Origin of the sequence: Corynebacterium sp. HMSC076C10, assembly GCF_001812455.1 — a bacterium.
Taxonomy (GTDB): Bacteria; Actinomycetota; Actinomycetes; order Mycobacteriales; family Mycobacteriaceae; genus Corynebacterium; species Corynebacterium jeikeium_D.
The window spans coordinates 63912-86351 of the sequence record NZ_KV809084.1; the positions used below are offsets into that span (position 1 = coordinate 63912).

20 protein-coding genes are annotated in these 22440 nt (G+C 59.1%); 14 read left to right on the forward strand and 6 right to left on the reverse strand.

What is annotated here, in order from left to right:
* Window positions 1-221 precede the first annotated feature (221 nt).
* Both HMPREF2857_RS00320 and HMPREF2857_RS00325 read left to right on the forward strand, forming a co-directional pair.
* Complete coding sequence (locus HMPREF2857_RS00320) at window positions 222-581, forward strand: Cd(II)/Pb(II)-sensing metalloregulatory transcriptional regulator CmtR (protein WP_005510636.1); 360 nt, start codon at window positions 222-224, stop codon at window positions 579-581.
* On the forward strand, window positions 578-2470 hold the full coding sequence (locus tag HMPREF2857_RS00325; protein ID WP_070642078.1) for a heavy metal translocating P-type ATPase: 1893 nt from the start codon (window positions 578-580) through the stop codon (window positions 2468-2470). The genes HMPREF2857_RS00320 and HMPREF2857_RS00325 overlap by 4 nt, the downstream gene beginning before the upstream one ends.
* A gap of 78 nt (window positions 2471-2548) precedes the next feature.
* Here the strand turns inward: HMPREF2857_RS00325 and HMPREF2857_RS00330 are convergent, their stop codons facing one another.
* Window positions 2549-3556: an NAD(P)-binding domain-containing protein gene (locus tag HMPREF2857_RS00330; protein WP_070642081.1), complete on the reverse strand. Its 1008-nt coding sequence runs from the start codon at window positions 3554-3556 to the stop codon at window positions 2549-2551.
* A 415-nt stretch (window positions 3557-3971) separates the two neighbouring features.
* On the opposite strand from HMPREF2857_RS00330, the gene HMPREF2857_RS11230 reads away from it, so the two are divergent.
* Window positions 3972-4295 carry a type IIL restriction-modification enzyme MmeI gene (locus tag HMPREF2857_RS11230; protein WP_070642083.1) on the forward strand — a complete coding sequence of 108 codons (324 nt, stop codon included), beginning with the start codon at window positions 3972-3974 and terminating at the stop codon, window positions 4293-4295.
* Between the two features lie 219 nt (window positions 4296-4514).
* On the opposite strand, the gene erm is transcribed toward HMPREF2857_RS11230, so the two are convergent.
* Window positions 4515-5369 (reverse strand): 23S ribosomal RNA methyltransferase Erm, encoded by an 855-nt coding sequence (erm, locus tag HMPREF2857_RS00340; protein ID WP_070642086.1) that lies wholly within the window; start codon window positions 5367-5369, stop codon window positions 4515-4517.
* Window positions 5370-6055: 686 nt separating this feature from the next.
* A complete protein-coding gene (gene ychF / locus HMPREF2857_RS00345; protein ID WP_038629114.1) occupies window positions 6056-7135 on the reverse strand; it encodes a redox-regulated ATPase YchF in 1080 nt (359 codons plus the stop codon).
* A gap of 94 nt (window positions 7136-7229) precedes the next feature.
* Here ychF and HMPREF2857_RS00350 point away from each other — a divergent pair, with 94 nt between their 5' ends.
* The 4 genes from HMPREF2857_RS00350 to HMPREF2857_RS00365 all read left to right on the forward strand — a co-directional run bounded on the left by HMPREF2857_RS00350 (window position 7230) and on the right by HMPREF2857_RS00365 (window position 11709).
* Complete coding sequence (locus tag HMPREF2857_RS00350) at window positions 7230-8780, forward strand: AI-2E family transporter (protein ID WP_038626131.1); 1551 nt, start codon at window positions 7230-7232, stop codon at window positions 8778-8780.
* Between the two features lie 79 nt (window positions 8781-8859).
* The gene (locus HMPREF2857_RS00355) at window positions 8860-10014 is read left to right on the forward strand and encodes a DUF6542 domain-containing protein (RefSeq protein ID WP_070642088.1); all 1155 of its coding nucleotides are present in this window, start codon (window positions 8860-8862) and stop codon (window positions 10012-10014) included.
* Window positions 10015-10121: 107 nt separating this feature from the next.
* On the forward strand, window positions 10122-11357 hold the full coding sequence (gene xseA / locus HMPREF2857_RS00360; RefSeq protein ID WP_016423170.1) for an exodeoxyribonuclease VII large subunit: 1236 nt from the start codon (window positions 10122-10124) through the stop codon (window positions 11355-11357).
* A gap of 61 nt (window positions 11358-11418) precedes the next feature.
* A complete protein-coding gene (locus HMPREF2857_RS00365; RefSeq protein WP_005510689.1) occupies window positions 11419-11709 on the forward strand; it encodes an exodeoxyribonuclease VII small subunit in 291 nt (96 codons plus the stop codon).
* A gap of 118 nt (window positions 11710-11827) precedes the next feature.
* Here HMPREF2857_RS00365 and HMPREF2857_RS00370 read toward each other — a convergent pair whose 3' ends face one another.
* Window positions 11828-12457, reverse strand: coding sequence for a DUF4245 domain-containing protein (locus HMPREF2857_RS00370; RefSeq protein WP_083310472.1), 630 nt, complete (start codon window positions 12455-12457; stop codon window positions 11828-11830).
* A 369-nt stretch (window positions 12458-12826) separates the two neighbouring features.
* Here HMPREF2857_RS00370 and glpX point away from each other — a divergent pair, with 369 nt between their 5' ends.
* The 5 genes from glpX to HMPREF2857_RS00395 all read left to right on the forward strand — a co-directional run bounded on the left by glpX (window position 12827) and on the right by HMPREF2857_RS00395 (window position 19417).
* Window positions 12827-13852, forward strand: coding sequence for a class II fructose-bisphosphatase (gene glpX / locus HMPREF2857_RS00375; protein ID WP_005510610.1), 1026 nt, complete (start codon window positions 12827-12829; stop codon window positions 13850-13852).
* Between the two features lie 163 nt (window positions 13853-14015).
* Window positions 14016-15416 carry a class II fumarate hydratase gene (locus HMPREF2857_RS00380; protein WP_016423173.1) on the forward strand — a complete coding sequence of 467 codons (1401 nt, stop codon included), beginning with the start codon at window positions 14016-14018 and terminating at the stop codon, window positions 15414-15416.
* A gap of 283 nt (window positions 15417-15699) precedes the next feature.
* Window positions 15700-16941 (forward strand): TIGR01777 family oxidoreductase, encoded by a 1242-nt coding sequence (locus HMPREF2857_RS00385; protein WP_246819560.1) that lies wholly within the window; start codon window positions 15700-15702, stop codon window positions 16939-16941.
* A 192-nt stretch (window positions 16942-17133) separates the two neighbouring features.
* On the forward strand, window positions 17134-17829 hold the full coding sequence (locus HMPREF2857_RS00390; RefSeq protein ID WP_246819561.1) for a TetR/AcrR family transcriptional regulator: 696 nt from the start codon (window positions 17134-17136) through the stop codon (window positions 17827-17829).
* Complete coding sequence (locus tag HMPREF2857_RS00395; protein WP_049172271.1) at window positions 17819-19417, forward strand: MDR family MFS transporter; 1599 nt, start codon at window positions 17819-17821, stop codon at window positions 19415-19417. Before HMPREF2857_RS00390 ends, HMPREF2857_RS00395 begins: the two co-directional genes overlap by 11 nt.
* Window positions 19418-19447: 30 nt before the next feature.
* Here the strand turns inward: HMPREF2857_RS00395 and HMPREF2857_RS00400 are convergent, their stop codons facing one another.
* Both HMPREF2857_RS00400 and HMPREF2857_RS00405 read right to left on the reverse strand, forming a co-directional pair.
* The gene (locus tag HMPREF2857_RS00400; protein ID WP_016423177.1) at window positions 19448-20080 is read right to left on the reverse strand and encodes a GNAT family N-acetyltransferase; all 633 of its coding nucleotides are present in this window, start codon (window positions 20078-20080) and stop codon (window positions 19448-19450) included.
* A gap of 64 nt (window positions 20081-20144) precedes the next feature.
* A complete protein-coding gene (locus HMPREF2857_RS00405; protein WP_070642098.1) occupies window positions 20145-20897 on the reverse strand; it encodes a type 2 periplasmic-binding domain-containing protein in 753 nt (250 codons plus the stop codon).
* A 40-nt stretch (window positions 20898-20937) separates the two neighbouring features.
* Between HMPREF2857_RS00405 and HMPREF2857_RS00410 the strand changes: the two genes are divergently transcribed.
* Both HMPREF2857_RS00410 and HMPREF2857_RS00415 read left to right on the forward strand, forming a co-directional pair.
* Window positions 20938-21330 carry a DUF5997 family protein gene (locus HMPREF2857_RS00410; RefSeq protein WP_050773608.1) on the forward strand — a complete coding sequence of 131 codons (393 nt, stop codon included), beginning with the start codon at window positions 20938-20940 and terminating at the stop codon, window positions 21328-21330.
* Window positions 21331-21382: 52 nt separating this feature from the next.
* Entirely contained in the window at window positions 21383-22156 is a 774-nt protein-coding gene (locus tag HMPREF2857_RS00415; RefSeq protein WP_070642103.1) for an alpha/beta fold hydrolase, read from the forward strand.
* The last annotated feature ends 284 nt before the right edge of the window (window positions 22157-22440 follow it).

Below are 22440 nucleotides of genomic sequence, written 5' to 3' on the forward strand. Positions count from 1 at the left end.
TTTCGGCTACACGTTGAACTTGAACTCCACGGTATGTAGTTGCAAAGTTACTTTCTCGAGAACCTCGCCGCCCACGTCGCTCCCGCGTTGGGCGGCAGCCGAACCACAAAGGATCAGTCATCTGCTATCCATCGACTAATTCTTGCAGGTCGCAGGACCTTCGCGTAACTGTCAGTTCAGCGCATTTTGAATAGTTCAGCACACGATGTATAGTTCAGTACATGCTGACCATTGCTTCACGCCTCGACGTCATGAACCGGCTCGGCCGGGCCATGGCGGATCCGACGCGCTCCAGAATCCTGCTGACCCTACTCGACGGCCCGAGCTACCCAGCCGTGCTTTCGCGCGACCTGGACCTGACCCGCTCGAACGTCTCGAACCACCTGACCTGCTTGCGTGACTGCGGCATCGTCGTCGCCGAGCCGGAGGGCCGCAAGACACGCTACGAAATCGCCGATCCCCACCTCGCGACAGCGCTCAACGCGCTAGTGAACGCGACGTTGGCTGTCGACGAAAACGCCCCGTGCATCGACCCTGAGTGCTCGGTGCCTGGCTGCGACGGAAAAGGAGCGGACGCATGAGTTCAGCATGTGGATGCGAACACGAACCAGCCACGGAGATCGAAGATCTCGATCGGCCATGGTGGAAGGACCCCGAGTTGCTACTGCCAATCTTCTCCGGCGTAGCCCTCTGCATAGGTCTGGCGCTGGGCTGGTCCGGGCTAGAGACACCCGCGACAGTACTGTTCTGGGTCGGTCTGCTGCTAGGGGCGTATACGTTCGCGCCCGGCGCTATCCGGAACCTTGCCACGAAGCGCAAGCTCGGCATTGGTTTGCTGATGACGATCAGCGCGGTCGGCGCGGTAATCCTCGGTTACGTCGGAGAGGCCGCGGCGCTAGCGTTCCTGTACTCGATCGCCGAGGCACTGGAAGACAAGGCGATGGACCGGGCCCAAGGCGGACTGCGGGCACTGTTGAAGTTGGTACCGCAGACCGCGACGGTGCTGCGCGACGGTACAGCGGTTGAGGTCGCAGCGAAGGACCTCGTGGCTGGCGAGCTGATGCTCGTGCGCCCCGGAGAGCGGATCGCCACGGACGGCATCATTCGGTCTGGGCGCTCCAGCCTTGACACCTCAGCGATCACCGGAGAATCCATTCCGGAGGAGGTTGCGCCCGGCGACGAGGTGCCCGCGGGAGCAATCAACTCCGCCGGCGTGCTGGAGGTCGAGACGACCGCAGCTGGAACGGACAACTCGCTGACCACACTCGTGGACCTGGTCGAGCAGGCGCAGGCGGAAAAGGGCGACCGTGCCCGGATCGCCGACCGGATTGCCCAACCCCTAGTGCCCGGGGTGATGATCCTGGCAGTGCTGGTCGGCGTGTTTGGCTCGCTGCTGGGCGACCCCGAGACGTGGATCACCCGCGCGTTGGTGGTCCTGGTCGCAGCATCGCCGTGCGCGCTGGCAATCTCCGTGCCGCTGACGGTCGTGGCCGCGATTGGCGCGGCCAGCCAGTTCGGCGTGGTCATCAAGTCCGGCGCTGCGTTCGAGCGGCTCGGCGGCATCCGTCACCTGGCGGTGGACAAGACCGGAACCCTTACCCGCAACCAGCCCGAGGTTACCGACGTGGTCCCGGCAAACAGATTCGATCGGGCGCAGGTGCTTGCCTTCGCGGCGGCAGTTGAGCAGCAATCGACGCACCCCCTCGCTGCGGCGATCGCGGCAGCGGTGCCCGAAGCGCCCGTCGCCCAGGACATCAGCGAGGAAGCCGGACATGGCATCGGCGGCACCGTCGAAGGTCGACGGGTGCTGGTGGGCAGCCCCCGGTGGATCGACGCCGGGCCACTAAAGGCAGACGTTGAGCGCATGGAGTCCGAGGGCCAGACCTGCGTCCTTGTCACCGTCGATGACGCCCTCTCCGGGGCGATCGGGGTCCGCGACGAGCTGCGACCCGAGGTGCCCGAAGCAGTGCAGACTCTGCACGCCAACGACGTGGAAGTGAGCATGCTCACCGGCGACAACGCTCGCACCGCCCGGGCGCTGGCTGAAATCGCCGGAATCGACGACGTGCGCGCTGAGCTTCGCCCGGAGGACAAGGCAAGCATCGTCGCCGAGCTCTCCTCCAAGACGCCGACGGCGATGATTGGCGACGGCATCAACGACGCTCCTGCGCTGGCGGGCGCGACGGTGGGCATAGCGATGGGAGCGACCGGCTCTGACGCCGCAATCGAGTCCGCTGACGTCGCTTTCACCGGCCACGACCTCCGGTTGATCCCGCAGGCGCTGCAGCACGCCCGTCGAGGCAGCAGGATTATTAACCAGAACATCGTGCTGTCTCTGGCCATCATCATCGTGCTGATGCCGCTGGCGATCAGCGGCGTGCTGGGCCTCGCTGCCGTCGTGTTGGTTCACGAGGTCGCCGAAGTCCTCGTGATTTTGAACGGCCTGCGGGCAGCGCAAGCGAAGCGCTGAGTCACACCTTCGCCCAGCGCGCTGGCTCTCCAACGCGGATCTTGGAAGGATCGAGCTGCTCAGGGACCAAGCGTCATCTCAAAACTTTTGCTGCCGAGCTTCATCGACACGGCCCGCGACTACCTGGGCAGTGTGTTTGGAAAAGGGCCCCACGCCCATCAGCGTCGCTGAGCCGTCGCCGGTCCAGTTGCCGTAACCGACGAGATGCAGATTCTTCACCGCGGTTTCGCGGCCGCGCATGAGGTCGCGGAATGGGCCGAGGGCCGGACGGAAACCAGTGCACCAGATCAGATGGTCGTGGTCGAGCTCGCTCAAGCTATCGAAGATGGGGGTAGCGGTGAGCTGGCCGGAATCGCGGAGCTCACTTAAATGAGGAAGCGCGACAATGTCCCCGAGATTCGGGCCGGAATCGCCGCCGAGAATCCGACGGCGACTGCGGAGAAAAAGATCACGGCCATCGACATCATCAGGCATCCAGCGAGGCTCCTCAAGCGTGAACCATGTGACCTCCGACGTCCCGATGAGGTCGGCAGCGATCTGGGCACCCGAGTTCGCCCCACCGACCACCGCGACCTTCGCGCCGCGGAATGGTTCGGGACCGGGGTAGGTCGACGAGTGCCACTGGCGGCCGCGGAAGGTGCCGGGATAGTGGGGCACGAAGGGCGCGGACCACGTGCCTGTGGCCGCGACAACGTGTTCCGCTGTGAATTGACCGACGGTCGAATCTAGGTAGAACATCCCTCCCTCATGGGACACTCTGCGAACGTGCACTGGGCGCCGAACCGGAAGGTCGTAGCGCCGTTCGTAGTGTTCGAGGTAGTCGATGACATGGCGTGCCGGCGGGTACCCCGGGTACTGCGGCATCGGCCAGCCGGGCAGATTGGAGAACCCCGCGGCGGAGAAAAGCGTCAGTGAAGGCCACGCGTGCAACCACGCTCCACCAGGTTCCTCCTGGTTGTCCAGGACCAGAAAGTCCACCTTGAAGCGCCGCAGGTAGTAGGCCGTGGCTAAACCGGACTGGCCACCACCAACAACGATGGCAGTGTGATGCTCAGCCAATCGATCATCCCTCCATAAACTCCCCATCGAGACTGGTCAGCTTCACGCGCATGCCGCCCGCGAGTTTATCCTCATCCAGCAGGTCAGCTAGCTGGATCGACTCGAACTTGTTGTCGGTCACGGGGCTCAATGCCTGCGATCGAAAGGTCAGCGGTGTCAGAAGTAACGTGCAGGGGGAGCTTCTCCACCCCGCGTTACACGTTGAACTTGAACTCGACGGAGTGTCGGCGATAAATAACCATTTGATTCGCAAGTGCGGAAGTAGCAACGAAATACCGCTAAAACGGACAACATTTGGGTGCACAGAAATACATATAGGTTCTGCGGAAAACCTATAGGGATCGTCGCTATAAACCGCTGTGCGTGGAAAACATAAAGGGTTTACGGACCCGGTCCCAGCCCCCTCAATACTCTGAGCCGGAAGAATGGAAAATGGAAGTCGATGTATCCCCACTATTCATTTTTCCGTTCTTCGGAGTACATCGGGAGCTACTCCTTCGGACCAGCTCTGTGTGAACTAGATGAGAAAGCGCAGCAGCGAATCATCGACGCTGGACAGTTGGTACTGCGGGCCCGCGAGCGGCACCCCGAGGGGCCACTCGCGGAGCACTACAACCCGTTAGCGATAGACCAAATTCTGCTCAAGGCTCACGACGAATTGGACCGAGAAGTAAATAAAGCTTTCGGTGTGGCACGCAAACTCACCAACGAGCGCCAGCGCCAGGAGCTACTGTTCGCCAGCTACGGGGAGTTGTCGAGGGGCTAATCTCCTCGCTTCCATCAAGATCGAAACCACCAGCAGGGTCGTTCCCCGTGTGGGTAATTTTGATCGACCCCGCTGCTGGGTATAGAACCCTGTCGCCGGCAACGCCGGGAACTATGACTGTGCCCGACGAGAACACGTCACTGTCATAACCCGGCTCACGGTAGACCAGCACTGGTCGTCCACTACTACTGGTGGATTTCGGTTTGGGTGGCGGGGGGATTAACGCCGCCGGCCTCGTTTTTTCCGTTGAGGAGGGTGTTGACTACTTCCCGATTGTGAAATTCGCCGATGGTGCGATGGAGAGGAACCAGTCACCTGAAAGAGATCGATCCAGTCGCTGGTGCGCAATCTGGGGGGTAGGGTTGCGGGGTCGATTCCTCGCGAGCGCAACCATGATTGTGTCTCTGAGCGTGATGAAAACAGCCCTGCCCTTCGGAGAATTTCCCCTACCCCGCGTCCCCGGGCGGTGAAAACGGTGTGCACCATCGCCTGAAAGGCTTTGCGTTGCTCTATCGGGATCTTCGGGTCACCCACACGGCGGATTACTAAGATCCCCCCGTCAACGTTTGGCTGTGGCCGGAACGCAGACCTTGGTACTCGGGAACCAAGGTGAAATGTGAACCATGGGGACCACTGAGCCGTCATCATTGTGCTTGCGCCTACCCCGGCCCGGCGGCGAGCGACTTCCCACTGCATGAGGAGTACAGCGTCAGTCCATGCCGGCGCATGGAACAACTTTCGAAGAATGGCAGTGGTGAGGTGAAAGGGAATGTTTCCCACAATGACGCAGGGAGTGGCGGGTAACGGGAAGTTAAGGAAATCATCATGGACCACTTCGATCGCCGCCGAGGCGGTCCTTTTTGTGAGTTTTGCAGCTAGTGTTGTGTCCACTTCAACTGCCGTTATTGCCCTCCCCAAGCGGGATATCGGGTGAGTGAGGGCACCGCTTCCCGGCCCGATCTCGATGATGGGGCCCGAGGTTTGTTTTACAAGATCGACGATGGTGTTGATGATCTTTTGGTCTGTGAGAAAATTTTGGCCATGTTCGTGACGGCCGTATCCGTATGTAGACATCAGGTGTGCTCCGTGGAGTTGAAACGGAGCCGGGCATGGCAAATGGCCGCCCGGCTAAAGGACCGGAGCGGTTTTTGACCCGCGGGAGGGAGAAAACCGCCTTAGCGGTTGGTGAGCGGCCGCATGAAAACGGAACCTGAAATCAACATGGGCCTTATCGTATCCAATTAATTTCGAAGGGTGCAATACTGTGAGAAAGAAGACAACTGCACCGCAACAGTGCAAGACCTCTCTGGATTGGGGTTTGTGCCACCTTTGGCTCGTCGTACAGACGCCACTGGCGTATTTTGTCTCTGGGCAACGAGGGGCAGTTACCCCCACCTCCGAATGCTTTTAAGGTGCACCCCTGATTAAGCTGGGGTGCGTAATTTTGTTCGACCGATCGGACTGTCCACCGACGTGGGGCGGGTAGTTCGAGGTCCCAGCAGATGATCGCGTCGATTTCGCCGCGTTCAAAGGATGCCACCATGGCGTCGTAGTCGGGGCGAGCCACATTCTTCTTTGACGCGGAAATGGACTGATCGACGTCGTTATGTTCTATGTCCAACGTGCAAGCCACACTGCTTTGCAATGGCTTCACAGTCCTGACGCTGCCGGTCGATGGTGCGGCCATCCACGTCAGCGTCTCGTGAGATGCGACGGCAAATAGGAGCGCGTGTGTCAAACGCTATTAATAAGGCCCCTAGCTACACGTTGAACTTGAATTCGACCACGTCGCCGTCGTGCATGATGTAGTCCTTGCCCTCCTGGCGGACCTTCCCCTTAGCCTTTGCCTCGGCAATCGAACCGGCCTCGACCAGATCATTGAAGGACACAATTTCAGCCTTAATGAAGCCACGCTCAAAGTCAGTGTGAATCACGCCGGCAGCCTGCGGGGCCGTAGCACCCTTCGGAATGGTCCAGGCGCGAGACTCCTTCGGGCCAGCGGTCAGGTAAGTCTGCAGCCCCAGAGTGCGGAAACCAGCGCGGGCAAGCGAATGCAGGCCCGGCTCGGTCTGACCAATTTCAGCCAGAAGCTCATTGCGGGATTCCTCATCCAGCTCCAGAAGGTCCGACTCAGCCTTGGCGTCGAGGAACACACAGTCCGCCGGTTCCACAGCAGCGGCCAGATCCGCGCGGCGGTCCTCGTCGGCAAGCACTTCCTCGTCAGCATTGAAGACGTAGAGGAACGGCTTTGCGGTGAGCAAGTGCAGCTCGCGCAGAGCGGAGAGCTTCACATCATCGGAAGCAGCGAAGAGAGTGCGCCCCTCTTCCAACACGGCCAGAGCCTGCTTGACGGCTTCAACCTCACCGACCTTTTCCTTATCCTTCTTGGCTTCCTTTTCCAGACGCGGCAGCGCCTTCTCAATAGTCTGGATATCAGCCAGAATCAGCTCGGTTTCAATCACACCGATGTCAGAGGCCGGGTCAACCTTGCCGTCGACATGCACGACATCATCATCATTGAAGACACGGACGACCTGACAGATCGCGTCAGCCTCGCGGATGTTGGCGAGGAACTTGTTACCAAGACCTTCGCCCTCCGATGCACCCTTGACGATGCCGGCGATGTCCACAAACGACACTGTAGCCGGAAGAATACGCTCAGAGCCGTAAATTTCGGCGAGCTTATTCAAACGGGGATCGGGAAGCTCCACAACGCCGACGTTCGGCTCGATGGTGGCGAACGGATAATTCGCAGCCAGCACATCGTTGCGCGTCAAGGCGTTAAACAGGGTTGACTTTCCGACATTGGGCAGACCGACGATTCCAAGTGTAAGACTCACATTGCCCATCTTACGGGCTTGGGGAGACAGATTTGAACTCGCCCTAACTTCGTGAAGTTGCCCCCTATCCCCTCCGAACCCCCATAATGAATATGTGAGCAATAAACCCAATGAAGGCGAAGAGTGGACTGCGCAGTCCGAAAAAGACGCTATCGATCACGTAATGGGATCAGAGCCTCTGCGTGTAGAACAGTCTCTGTCTATCCCCTCCGACGCCCATAAGTCAGCGGTAACGCAACCGGATTTGCCGGAAGATGCTGAGAATCTCGATGAGCTTATGAGCGAAAATGACTCCGAGTCCATCGACCGCGCCGACGTCATTGGCGAGGGCGCCCGGTGGTTCGCAGGTTGGTGCCTGCGTTTCCTCATCACCGCAGCGGCGCTGTACGTCAGCGCTATGATTCTGGGAAAGATTTGGGCTGGCGTTCTGCCGATTCTGTTGGCCCTGATTGTCTCCACGGTGCTGGCTCCGCCCGCAGTGTTCCTGATGAAGCACCGCTGGCCCCGCGCACTCTCCGCACTGACGGTCATCCTAGGCGCGCTGGCGGTGCTTGGCGGCGTTGTCGCGGTCCTCGCACCGACTGTGCAGTCGCAGTTCCCAGAATTGCGTCGCCAGTTCACCGACGGCATCCAAGAAGTCCAGAACATCATTCAGGCCCCACCATTTAACGTCAAGGATGAGCAGATTCTCGACGCCCTGGACCAGGGGTCCACATGGCTTCAGGAGCGCTCCGGCGATATCGCCAACACAGTCTTCCAAGGCATATCGGTGGTCTCCTCGGTCGCCGTAACCTTGATGGCAATGCTGGTTCTGACGTTCTTCTTCATCAAGGACGGCCAGGACTTCCTGCCATGGCTCCGCCGCCTGACCGGACGTCGCCTCGGCTGGCATCTCACGGAGGTACTCACCCGCTCCTGGAACACGCTGTCGGGCTACATCCGCACGCAGGCTATCGTTTCGCTTATCGACGCGGTCTTCATCGGTGCTGGTCTTGCGATTTTGAATGTGCCGCTGGCAATGGTTCTGGCCGTGGTGACTTTCTTCGCTGGCTTCATTCCTATTGTCGGTGCTTTCACCGCTGGCTTCATTGCAGTGGTAGTCGCACTTGTTGCCAACGGCCTGACCACAGCAATCTTTGTCTTGCTCATCATCATTGCCGTCCAGCAGATTGAGGGCAATATCCTCTCCCCGATTCTGCAGTCCAAGGCTATGGACCTGCACGCCGCAATCGTCCTGCTGGTGGTTCTGCTCGGTGGCGGTATCTTCGGCATCATCGGCGCCTTCCTGGCGGTGCCAGTCACTGCAGTCGTCGCGGTCTGGTTCCGCTACCTCGGCGACCTCACAGATTTGCGTACGGGTGACAAGACCGCAAAGGATATCGAGTTCGCCACGGATGCCGGATCGATCTCCGGCATTCAGATTGAAGCTGCCGGCCGTGCGATGCGCGACCGACTGGCTTCGTTCCGCCTGGGCAGTGACGACTCCGACAGCTCTGCAGAGAGCGCCGTGAAGGCAGATGCTCGCACCGCCGGTAAGGTTTCCCCCGATGCTGGTCCGACCAAGCAGGAAGAGGGAACGATGACCAAGGCCTTCCATAAAGTCTCTGAAGTGGTCTCCGGGTCTTTCTCTAAGAAAAAGAAGTAAGGCGAAATTTTAAGACACGGGCGAGCCCACATACCGGGCTTGCCCGTATTATCACTAATAACCGGTAGGATACGCATTCGTGTCGAACAGATCAGCAATAACCCGTAAAGGCAGTGGAAACAAACCCCTGCTTCCACGCGTGCCAATGTTTGTGCCGCCGTTGCTGATGCTTCTAGCTGGCGTTATTGGTTTGCTCTTTTCTGTTCCCAACGGTTCGATTGGCAAGCCCTACTTCATTGCTTTTGCCGTGGCTGCTGTGGCCGGAACACTGTTGGTGGTTCCTCGCGGTCTGGTAGTTACCGTCGCTCAAATCCCCATTTTGTTCGCGCTTGTCACCTTTTTCACAGCGTGGTTTACCGGTTCTCTCGCCGATCCTGAAAATGGTGGCGCGACCGCGACAACCTCTAAACGCGCTCGCCTGGTGACCTCGGCATATCCCATCATCCAGCAGTTCCCGTGGCTGCTGGTCTTGATGATTATCTGTGTCATCATCGCAGTGTGGCGTTACCTCGAAATCACCCGCACCCAGGAGAAATCCCTCAACACCCAGCGCAAGGTCGCTAAACAACGCCAGCACCGTGACGAAGCCGCTGTCGAATCCAGCTCTCAGGTTCGCCGTCGTCTCGCCGAATCTGATCGCCGCGTAGCTTCTCGCTCTCAGGAACGCCCTGCTTCACGACGTCCCGCTGCGGACATTATCCGAGATGCCGAAGCTCGCCGCCAGGCGCGCCAGCAGGCTGCACGCTCTCGGCAGGAGACTTCTCGTTCTGGTGCCCGACCGGCAGCGAGCGCCAGCTCGGCATCGCGCAACGCCGAGCAACTGCGTGAGCGACCAGTTGACCGCTCTGGGGAGCGCGCCCAGCAGCGCTCGAATTTCGCCCAGCGGGCCCAGCAGCCAACATCCCGTTGGCAGTCTCGCCCGCATCCGGGCCAGGCGCAGTTCACTCAGGATTCCACTTCGCCAAACTCGACCAGACAGCAGCCTCGTCGTCCGATTGAACGGCCAAACGCACCGCAGCGGCCAACGCAGGAGTTTCCCCGTCGTCAAGCGGCAGGAACGGCACGGATGTGGGGAGAACAGTCTTCGCCGGAGTCTCGGTCCGAAAAGCCTCAGCAGAGTCCCGCACGCCCGGGGAGCAACCACCGTCGCACCGAAGAGTGGCCACCGCGACAGCAGCGCCCTCGCCAGGAGCGCATAACCGGGCGCGATAGCAGGTCTCGTTACCGCAAGTAGCTCGGGCTTGCACTTTTACCGTCACAGTTGCCCACAGGCAGATTTAGCCTGTGGGCAACGTGCGTTTATTAGCAGGGCAATCCGCGCCATCGTGTAAGTGTTGATGTATGTCGAAATTGGAAACGTCGGCCGAGAAACCGGTTCAGGTTCGACGCCTGAACCAGTTAGTCAAGGACTATATTGAGCGCCTTGGACAGATTTGGGTCGAGGGGGAAATCGCCCAGGTCAACTCCAAGCCGAGCTGGAAGCTCTCCTACATCACTCTGCGTGACACCTCCGCGGAGTTTTCGGTGTCGGTGACTTGTTCTACGGCGGCTCTGCGCAATAATCCGTTGCGCAACGGCGACCGCGTAGTGGTTTTGGGCAAGCCTGCGTTTTATGCCGGGCGGGGGCAGTTTTCCCTGTGGGCTACGGAGTGGAGGCCCGTAGGTTTGGGGCAACTATTGGCACGGTTGGAGCAGCTGCGCCAGGCACTAGCGGCGGAAGGCCTCTTTGATCCACGGCTGAAACGCCCTCTGCCCTACCTCCCCAACAAGATCGGGTTGATTACCGGTCGCGGTTCGGCAGCTGAACGCGATGTGCTTTCGGTCGCGGGCGCCCGCTGGCCCGAAGTGGATTTCCGGGTAATCAACACAATTGTGCAGGGCGCCAAGGCTGTTCCGGAGATTATTGAAGCGCTGGCACAGCTCGACGCCGACCCGGAGGTCGATGTCATCATCGTCGCCCGTGGCGGTGGCAGTGTCGAAGATTTGCTGCCTTTTTCAGATGAGGCTCTGATTCGTGCGGTGAGTAAGGCGACAACACCGGTGGTTTCTGCAATCGGGCACGAGCCGGATACTCCGCTGTTGGATTACGTCGCTGATTTACGTGCTGCCACACCGACGGATGCAGCAAAGAAAACAGTGCCCGATGCTGCGGAGGAACGCCGCCTCATTGCACAGCTGCGTGAGCGCTCCTCGGCATCCCTGCGGCGATGGGTTGACCGTGAAGTAGCTACTCTGAGGGATTTAACGTCGCGGCCGGTACTGCGCGATCCGCTCACTCCCATCCGCGTGCGTGAAGAGTTTGTCACGGCGCAGGTCGATCGGCTACGTTTTCTCATCCACCGCAGTCTGGAACGTGAGGAAGCCGTGGTATCGGGATTGCGCGGCAAGGTTTCAGCACTTGGCCCCTCTGCCACACTCGCTCGCGGCTATGCCATCGTGCAGGCACAATCGGCTACTCAGCCGGAACCACAGATTGTGACCTCTATTGCAGATGCTCCGATGGGTTCCCAACTGCGAATTCGCGTCAGTGACGGCTCCATCTCTGCAGCGACGCTAGCTACGAAGCCGGCGAATTAGTAAGCAATGACTTTTCCAACTTTGAATCTTTAACTACTAGATGTAAAGGACGTATTCGCTAATGAATGACAATGTTTTCGGCGCGGGTCAGGCTCCCTCTTCGGAGGAACAGGTACCGGTGGAGAACCTGAGCTACGAGCAGGCTCGAGATGCGCTGGTAGAGACCGTCAAGCTCCTAGAACTCGGACAGATGAGCCTGGATGAATCCCTGGCGCTGTGGGAGCGAGGCGAGGCGTTGGCCCGCCGCTGCGAGGAGCATTTGGCTGGCGCCCGGGCAAAGGTTGAAGCCGCCTTGGCCAGCAAGAATCAGGATGTCTCGGCTTCTGCCGAGAATGTGGGCGATGAGGACTAAAAAGAGACGAGAAACGATCGTCAGTTCATATCGTTTCTCGTCTCTTCGCTGATAGCTGAGTTCAGCTATTTTATGGCCCTAGTAGGGATTACCGCTCCAGGTGAGTGCTCGACTCGGCCTACTTTGCTGGTGCCGACGGCATCTCGGACGCAGTCGGCTGCGGCCGTGACGAATCCGGCATTGTCGCGTCAGGATCGATTGGCTCGGCCTTCTGCATAGCCGCCGCCAACTGTGTGAACTCCTCGTCGTTGGCAGTGCCCTCGATAATTGCGCGGGAGCCACCGAGGTCCCCAACCCATACGCGACGCACGTTGTCCTCAGCCGGCTCATACTTAGTCCAGGTTGTACCTTCCACGTCAGTAGTACCGTCCCGGAGACGGTTCTTACCATCATCCGGCAGCTGACCTGCTTCCGCATCTGTTTGCGTGACCTGAATGAATGCTCCGCTAGCGGTGACATAGCCAATAATGGTCGTCTGCTTCCCCGCCGCCATACCCGCGCGGGTCGAGTTTGAAGTCCAGCCTTCAGGCACCTTCGGCAGGCGAACTGGATAGTCCACGCGCCGAGCCTCCATGTTCACGAATGGGGCGGCATCGACTTCGTGCACCGGACCATTTTCCGGCTTCCCGGGGTTAAAACTGCACAGGCCGGTAAAGCCGATGGTGACAGCCACCGCAAGAAACATCACCACGAGGGTGAGAATCATGTCTCGACTGTCCTGCAAAATCCTAGGTTTCTCATTCGCCACGCGCTCAAGTATGCCAAAGGCCCCGCAACGAACCTAGTCATCAGTCGCACCTGCACAGCTGCGACTAGCAATACTTGATGACGGACGCTGTCGACGTCGTCAAGCGAACTGACGCCGAACAAACTTTTGATACCCGCGTGATGTGGGGGGTTAGCCCTGAAACTCCCCCCACTTTGGCGCTGCGTCCACCCCCGAACACCAAAAAGGTGGAACACTAGTAACAGATGCAAAGGCGCTAAAACCGATGCGCCAAACATCAATCAATAGAAATTGTTGCAGCGCTAAACCCCAGTTTCCTGGCGTGGCGTCTCCCAGCACATTCTCAAACCTCAAAAGAGTTCTAAAAAACGACGGAAGGGCCAGAAGTCAATGAACGCCTCGAATCCTGAAGCACCAGATCGCAACCTTGCGATGGAGCTCGTCCGAGTTACTGAGTCCGCTGCACTGGCAGCTGGTCAGTGGGTCGGTCGTGGTCAGAAGGAAAAGGGCGACGGCGCTGCCGTCGATGCCATGCGTCAGCTCATCAACACCGTGGCTATGAACGGTGTCGTTGTTATTGGCGAGGGCGAAAAGGACGAAGCCCCGATGCTGTTCAACGGCGAAAAGGTCGGCAACGGCCAAGGCCCGGCCGTTGACATCGCGGTTGACCCGATTGACGGCACGACTCTGATGGCAGAGGGCCGCCCGAACTCTATCGCTGTTCTTGCTGCTGCAGACCGCGGCTCCATGTACGACCCGTCGGCTGTGTTCTACATGGATAAGATTGCTGTTGGCCCGGAGGCTGCCGGCAAGATTGACATCGAGGCTCCAGTTGAGCACAACATCAAGGTCGTTGCTAAGGCCAAGGGGCTGCGTCCGGAAGATGTCACTGTTGTCGTGCTGGATCGCCCGCGCCACGCTGACATGATTCGTGACATCCGCGAAGCTGGCGCCAAGGTTCGACTGATTGGCGATGGTGACGTTGCTGGCGCTGTTGCCGCAGCTCAGAACACGAACTCGGTCGATATCATGATGGGCGTCGGCGGCACCCCAGAAGGTGTCATCACCGCATGCGCCATGAAGTGTATGGGCGGCGAGATCCAGGGCAAACTGCACCCGCGCGATGAGGCTGAAATTAAGAAGGCTCTCGACGCTGGACACGATCTTTCTCGTGTTCTGACCACCGATGACCTGGTCGCATCCGACAACTGCTACTTCGTTGCCACTGGTGTCACCAACGGTGACATGCTGCGCGGTGTCGCTTACCGCGGTAACGGCGCGTGGACCCGCTCGCTGGTTATGCGCTCCAAGTCCGGCACCATCCGCCGCATCGAGGCTTTCCACTCCCTGGAGAAGCTGCGCAAGTACGCCAGCATCGACTACGGCAAGGGCGAGATGCCTGACATCGATCTGTAAGTAACTACCCCTTTAGTGGTGCCCTCAGGGCACCACTTTTTTAACAAACTGATTCATACTTGAAGACGAATGCGCTAACGGTTCTGCATCGCATGAAAATTGCATGCGCAATGAGGGGCCGTTCTGCGCGCACTCAAGTTCCCCTAACTGAAAGAGGCAACGAATGACAGAGCAGCAGTTCCGCATCGAGCACGACACCATGGGCGAGGTTAAGGTTCCGGTTAACGCCCTGTGGCGCGCACAGACTCAGCGTGCAGTTGAGAACTTCCCGATTTCCGGCCGTCCGCTGGAGTCTGCACAGATTCGCGCTATGGGTCTGCTGAAGGCAGCTTGCGCCATCGTCAACAAGGAGCGCGGCCTGCTGTCTGCTGAGCAGGCAGATGCCATCGTCGCCGCTGCCAAGGAAATTGCCGAAGGCAAGCACGATGCTGAGTTCCCGATTGACGTCTTCCAGACCGGTTCGGGCACTTCTTCCAACATGAACACCAACGAAGTCATTGCGTCCATCGCAAAGGCCAACGGCGTTGAGGTTCACCCGAATGACCACGTCAACATGGGTCAGTCTTCCAACGACACCTTCCCGACTGCCACTCACGTCGCAGCAACCGAGGCAGCTGTCAAGGACCTCGTCCCGGGACTGAAGGTTCTGCAGGAGTCCCTGGCTAAGAAGGCCAAGGAATGGGAGACCGTTGTTAAGTCCGGCCGCACTCACCTGATGGACGCTGTCCCGGTGACCCTGGGTCAGGAGTTCTCGGGTTACGCTCGCCAGATTGAGGCTGGCATTGAGCGCATCGAGGCCACCCTGCCGCGTCTGGGCGAGCTGCCAATCGGTGGTACCGCTGTTGGCACCGGCCTGAACACCCCGGCGGACTTCGGTGCCAAGGTCACCGCTGAGCTCGTCGAACTGACCGGCATCAAGGAGCTGCGCGAGGCTCAGAACCACTTCGAGGCTCAGGCTAACCGCGATGCCCTGGTCGAATTCTCCGGCGCTATGCGCACCGTCGCAGTCTCCCTGAACAAGATCGCTAACGACATTCGCTGGATGGGCTCCGGCCCGCTGACCGGCCTTGCTGAGATTCACCTGCCGGATCTGCAGCCGGGTTCCTCCATCATGCCGGGTAAGGTCAACCCGGTTCTGTGCGAGACTGCCACCCAGGTCGCAGCGCAGGTTCTGGGCAACGACACCGCTGTTGAGTTTGCTGGCGCTAACGGCGCATTCGAGCTGAACGTCTTCATCCCGGTCATGGCACGTAACGTGCTGGAGTCCGCTAAGCTGCTGGCGAACACCGCACGCGTCTTCGCCGAGAAGCTGGTGGACGGCATCGAGCCGAACGTTGAGCGTATGAAGACTCTGGCTGAGTCCTCCCCGTCGATTGTGACCCCGCTGAACTCCGCCATCGGCTACGAGAACGCAGCTAAGGTCGCTAAGACTGCTCTGAAGGAAGGTAAGACCATCCGTCAGACTGTTATCGACATGGGCTTCGTCGACGGCGAGAAGCTGACCGAGGAAGAGCTGGACAAGCGCCTCGACGTGCTGGCAATGGCCAACACTGATCGTGACTAGTTCTTTCTGAACTCGAAGGTGTGAGAGCACCTTACGCATAAGACCCCGTAGTCTCACTTCGCTGAAAGACTTCGGGGTCTACTATTTTTTTCCTAAACGTCGGACAAGTTTCAGAGAGTGACTAACTATTCCCACCTATCGCCACACCATCGCATTTCCTCGCCGTTGCGTCGCCGAGTGGTTCTCCCGCCCCGGCGCTGTCACCCGCCTAACACCGGGGCTTCTCCCGATTTCACCGAAATCCGAAGCCGCCAACCTCGCCGACGGCACGACCGTATTCTCCGTGCCGGCTGGCCTCAAATGGATTGCACGTCACGACCCGGCCGGTTTCCTCCCCGGCCAGAGATTCATTGACGAAGTCACCAGCGAACCCTTTCGCCGCATCACGGGGTGGAAGCACACCCACGTTCTCTCCGATACTCCGCTTGACGACGGCAGCGCTGGCACGGTTTTAGAGGACACCGTTGACACCAAGGTTCCGGTACCCGGGTTAGATTCGATGTTCGCCTACCGTGCTACGAAGGTTGCTGGCGACCTTGCGGCCGTCGATAGGCTTTCGGAGTATTTGGGGCATATGCCGGAGCCGCTGACAGTGGCGATCAGTGGAGCTACGGGGACCATCGGAACGCAGCTGCGCGCGCTACTGACCACGGCCGGACATGAGGTGATTTCGCTGGTGCGCTCACGTGAACAGACGGGTGTGGACAAGCGATATTGGGATACCGCGGCACCCGCAGCTGACTTGCTGGAGGGAGTCGACGCGGTCATCCATCTGGCCGGCGCACCGATTGCGGGGCGCTTCACGGAGGCGCATCTTCGAAAGGTTCGCCATTCCCGTGTCGAACCAACGCGAGCTCTGGCAAAGCTCGTTGCATCTACTGACAGCGTGAAGGTCGCGGTTGGAGCGTCGGCGGTGGGGTTCTACGGTGCGGATCGTGGCCCAGAGGTGCTCACCGAGGACGCTGGCCCTGGCGCGGAAGCGCAGCGTTACGACGGCAGCGCCGCCGCGGACAGTCTCTCGGCTATTGTGCGCGATTGGGAAAATGCATGGGATCCCGCTCGCGATGCAGGCAAGCGGGTCGTAAACGTCCGCACTGGTCTCGTGCTTGCTGGTGGCGGCGGTCTCTTGCCGCTACTAGCGGGCGTGGTGTTCACCGGGCTTGGAGGCAGATTGGGGTCGGGCGAGCAGTGGTTCCCGTGGATTGCTTTGGACGACCTGTTGGACATCTATCACCGGTCGTTGGCAGATTCCGGCCTTGCCGGACCTGTCAATGCGGTGGTGCCACTGGCTTCCGGAGTGAATAATGCGGAGTTCACGAGGGTATTGGGAGAGGTCTTGCACCGCCCGACGGCGGTTCCGATTCCTTCACTGGGGCCTGCAGTACTGCTGGGCAAACGCGGTGCTGCGGAGTTGGCTCTCGCGAATCAGAGAGTAGAGGCAGCAGCGCTGCAAAAGGCGGGGCACAGGTTCCGCTTCACTTCGCTTAACGACGCCCTGCGCCACGAGCTATTGAAGGAGAGGTAGCCTTCCACCGTGCCTACACAAAACACGAAGGTTGTGTAATTGAATGGCGCGTTGCGACTATCAACAACCCGACCCCTGCGCCTGAGTCCACGGCATCCTGAACAACCCAAAGATGCTCTCTGCATAGGTACTTAAACACCTGTTGACTCATCAACTTGCCATCACATTGCACTCGGTGTAACTTTGCACCTCGTGCAAATTGATGAGAATACCTATCACAGATTGGATCCGGGCCAACACCCCGAGTGCGGTCTCCGGGAGCTCAAAAGGTTTCAAACACACTGCGCTTTGGCCGATGCCGCGACCGCCCTTGTGTTGGATCGCGGATACGACCAAGTCAACATCGAAGACATCTGTCAGCGGGTCAATATCAGTCGACGCACATTCTTCAATTACTTCGACTCCAAGGATCAAGCCATCTTCGGCAACGGCATCATGTCATTCGATGCTGACGATGAAGAGGTATTCCTCGCCCAAATTCACCAAGACCCCATCGCGGACATGCTCGATTTCATCGAGAAAAAGCAGCAATCCCAGCTACTCCGATATAAAGAGCTGGGGGCAACCGAAGAGTTTCACCGTCTGCTCAAGGAGCGTATCCGCGAGATTTTGCGCAATGAGCCAAAGCTATCGACGGTTGTCATTTCGAATTTTGGCAACTCAATGCGCCGCGTCCGTTCTGCCTTTGAGCGCTATTTCGAGATGAATCCACAGGCGCGCACGCACCCCGAGCTGCCCGTCGGGCACGAGGTAGCACTGTCGGTCGGTTTCGTCCGCGAATGCGTGCTGTACTCATCGGCTCATCGGGACGAATTCACAACAGATACACCGCTTCACGACGCCGCCGACGTCGTTAAAAATTTCTGGAGGAGGAATAGTGACAGCTAGCAACACCACTGCTCAAGATCAAACCGACACCACGGTTTCTGACAACAAGTCCCACTTGGGAATCATTTTCTTCGCGCTCATTCTCACTATGCTGATGAGCTCGCTGGGGCAGATGATTTTCGCCACCGCCCTGCCGACCATCGTCGGCGAGCTCGGCGGAGTTGACCACATGTCGTGGGTTATTTCTGCATTCCTGTTGGCACAGACTGTGGCAATGCCGATTGTCGGCAAGCTCGGTGACATGATTGGGCGCAAGGGCCTGTTCATGATGGGCATCGCGCTGTTCATGGTCGGTTCCGTCATGGGTGCAATCACCAACTCCATGAGCCTGCTCATCGCCGCCCGCGCTTTTCAGGGATTTGCTGGCGGTACATTGATGGTTTCCTCGCAGGCCATCCTGGCCGAGGTTATTCCCGCACGCCAGCGCGGTAAGTACATGGGCATCATGGGTGCTGTGTTCGGCCTGAGTTCCGTGCTGGGACCAGTGCTGGGAGGCTGGTTCACCGACGGCCCGGGCTGGCGCTGGGGCCTGTGGATCAACGTCCCGATGGGCGTGGTTGCACTATCGGCAGCTGCAGCCTTCCTGAAGCTGCCCCGACGCCAGAGTGAAGGAAACTTCGACTACATCGGCACGATGTTCTTGACTGCCGCTGCCTCGACGCTAATTCTCACCACCACGTGGGGCGGTACACAGTACGACTGGAACTCCGGGGTCATCATCTCGCTTATCGTTGCCTCCGTGGTTTCCTGGGTGCTGTTCTTCCTCACCGAGACTCGTGTTTCCAACCCACTGATTCCGACGCACTTGTTTAATAACCGGAACTTCGTGCTCACGACTGTGTCGGGTCTCATTCTGGGGATCGCGATGTTCGGTACTATGGCCTATATTCCGACCTACCTGCAGATGGTGCACTCAATGTCACCGACCGCTGCAGGTTTGATGATGACGCCGATGATGGTCGGCATGCTGCTCACCTCAATTGGCGTTGGCCAGATTATTTCGCGGACTGGTAAGTATCGCTTCTACCCCTTCGTCGGCCTGATGATTATGGCTGTCTCCCTCTACTTGCTGTCCACGCTGGAGACCACCACCCCGCTGTGGCAGGTTGGTGTTTACCTGTTCATCATGGGCTTCGGCCTGGGCACCGGCATGCAGGTCCTGGTCCTCATCGTGCAGAACTCCTTCCCGGTCGCCATGGTCGGTACCGCTACCGCTGCGAATAACTTCTTCCGCCAGATTGGTGGTGCGGTCGGTTCCTCCATTGTGGGTTCGATTTTCATCCACCGCATGAAGGACCTGGCAGGCGAACGCGTTCCGGCGGCTGTCGAACAGATCAAGGCCGCATCACCGGAGGCTGCAGCAGAGTTCGCAAAGCAGATGGGCCCGGAGGGCTTTTCCTCTAAGTCGATCGGTTCACTGACGCCTCATGTGCTGGATAGCATGCCGGCGCCAATCCACGAAGCGCTGATCTCCAGCTACAACGATGGTTTGACGCCGATCTTCTTGGTACTAATGCCAGTGATTATTCTGGCAGCAATCATTGTGTTCTTTGTTCGCGAGGATCCGTTGAAGGAAACCGTCGAATAATTAATTCGCGGGAGCCGCGGCTCCCCGCAGCTATGCCCCCACCTGGCCGTCGGCGCGGTCGAGCTTGTCCAGAATCGGACGGTTCGGCTCACCGGCGGCTTCTGCTTCTTCCTGGACGCGCTTCAGTGCGCGCTCCTCTGGCTTTTCCAGGAGCTTTTCCAAAATAATGACATCGCGCCACTGCCCCGCCATTGGACCGTAGGTCATCTTTGCCATGTGGTGGTAAATCCCCACTTCACGGAAGCCGAGCTTTCGATGCAGCTTTAACGATCCCACATTCTCCGGGAAGACCCACGAGTGAATCGACCAGCAGTCGAGCTCCGTGGCATCGTCGATAAGCTTCTGCAGCAGCGTCGCCGCCAGCCCCATGCCCTGCCCGTCAGGATGGACGTAGATGGAGTCTTCGATGACGCCATTGAAAATCGGGCGCTTGGATACCGGCGCTGCCGATGCCCAAGCCAGAATCTTGTCCGGGTTTTCTGCGTCGACGGCGACGTAACACAAATCCACTCGTTTGAGTGCGATGAATTCGTCCCACTCGGGAGCGGAGTGCTCCCAGGACGCGTGCCCCGTATCCAGGCCAATCTCGTAGATCTCTTGGATCTGTGGATAGTCCTCTTCACGCATCATTCGAATCGTGAAATCGCGCTTCTTTTCAGCCATAACTACAAGTGTGGCTAATTTTTCCGCGCACGTCGAACGAAACGGCAAAAATATTGTAAAAAGATTACTTTCGCCTGCGCGGTCGCCCGCTTCCGCCGCTGCTTCGACGCCCGCTACGGCTACTACGCGCATGCTTTACGACGGCCCCAGCGCGCTGCCGGCGGGCTTGCTTAGCAAGCGTCTTTTCTCGGGCCGACAACTTCTTCGGCTGCTCGTCAGCCTTCTTGCGCCCCAACTGCGTGCGTGTCGAGCCCTCCCTGCGCCCCTGGACAATGCCGACGAACTCCTGCCGGAGCTCGTCGTCCTCTACTTTCGGCCACACCAACCAAATAGCTGTCCGAGACAGCGGTTCCGTGGCGCCTTCCTCGGCCACCAAGTTCGATGAGGCCACCGCCTTCTTCGACAGCGCCTTCAAAATCGTGCGAGGTCCCACCACGACACCTGCACCAGTGGCCGCAACGGGCAGCATCTGTCGCAGCTCATCCGGATCCACGGAGGTCAACAGCACAGTTTCGTCCGCCAACAGCTCCTCCGGCACGGACTCTGTGAGGGAGAACACGTGCTCTTTCTCGAAGGCCACGCCCCAGGCTTCGTCGTAAAGCCGGATGCGATGGAGCGACTCGGGCAGCGAGCTTTCGGACTCTAACCGAACCAGCGCCATGTCAGCGGCGCCGCCGACCAGGTCGGACATCGGATCGTCGGCGGCGTGGGTGTGCAGTGTTGCCGGAATTCGATCCCTAAAGCGGCGAAACCACTTCTCGGGACTGGTGCCGGTGGCGAACACGATGCGCAGGACGGCTGGTTCAGGAGTCGACATACTCCGCAAGGTTACTCGAATGGGTGCTAGCGTTGAACCCATGAAACCCCTAACCGCAGCCAAGAAACTTGGCATTTTCCTCCCGGCCACACCCGAGGAATTTCGCACTGGTGAGATTTCGCACGCGCAGTTTGCCGAGCTGCAGTCCAATCCGCCGGAGTGGCTCGCTGAGCTACGCCGCAACGGACCGCACCCGCGCCCGGAAGTTGCCCGCAAGCTGGGCATCACTATCACGGCGTTGAAGAAGAACGACATGGACAAGCCGCTGACAACGGCGGAGATTAAGGATTTGCTTGAGCAGATGCCGGAGTGGCTGGAGGCTGCTCGTGAGTCCATGGCGAAGCAGCGCGTGGAAGCCGCTGAGGCAGAGGCCAAGAAGGACGACGGCCCTGGTCGGGCTGCCGCTGAAGCTGCTCGTAACGCCGAGAAATAGCCGACACAGCTGACACGCCGACACAGCTGACACCTTCAAGGAGGATTCTCCCGTGGCCATCGACTACACCGCACATGCAATCAACCACAAGGACAACGGTACGGTTGTCCTGATTGGCTCGCTGGGCACCACACAGGAGATGTGGGAGCCACAGGTAGCCGCTTTGAGCGAAAAGTACCAGGTCATCACGCCAGATGTCCGCGGCCATGGCGATTCCCCTATCCCCGAGGGTGAGTGGGACATGAGCCACTTGGCCGCCGACATCATCGAGGTCCTCGATGAGGAGGATGTTGACCGTGCACATTTTGTGGGACTATCTCTCGGCGGCGCTATCGCCCAGACCATCGCACTAGAACACGCCGATCGCGTGGTCAGTCTGACACTGTCGTCGACGGCGCCGAAATTCGGCACACCCGAGGCCTGGCAGGAAAAGGCCGAGCTCGTGCGCGACAAGGGCACAGTCGCACTCGCCGACACTGTCGTCCGCAACTGGTTTACCGACGAGTGCTTCGACACCACCCCTGAGCTCCCCGCCCGCTTCCGCGACATGATCGCAGATTGCCCCGATGACGGCTACATCGGCGCCTGCGGAGCACTCTCTCGCTTCGACACCCGCGAGCGCCTCGCCGAGATCACCGCTCCGACGCTGGTCATCGCCGGCAAGCAGGACACCTCTACGTCTCTCGACGTCGTCACTTCGCTTCACGACGGCATCGCGGGCTCGACCATGGTCGTCATTTCGCCGGCCAAGCACCTGCTCAACCAGGAAACCCCGGAGTACTACAACTCGGCCCTGCTGGCGCACATTGATGGGATTGCCGGCTAGCGCCTAATCGCAGCAATAAAAATAACGCGACCTGCTCGCTGTCCATTCCACGGGGACGGCGCACAGGTCGCGTCATTTTTTCGAGTGCAATTGGAGGTTGCTATGACTGCAGTGGAAGAAGCTCGGATAATCAAGGGAACCGGTCTCCACCTGATGCTCATACTAACTACCACCAGCACTAATGGGAATAAGAAAACGAGAATGTTTCGTTAATCACCCCCATGATGACCATCCAAAACGCCTACCCTATCGACCCCAAAGCCCCAGCGGCCCGACTGGCAGAC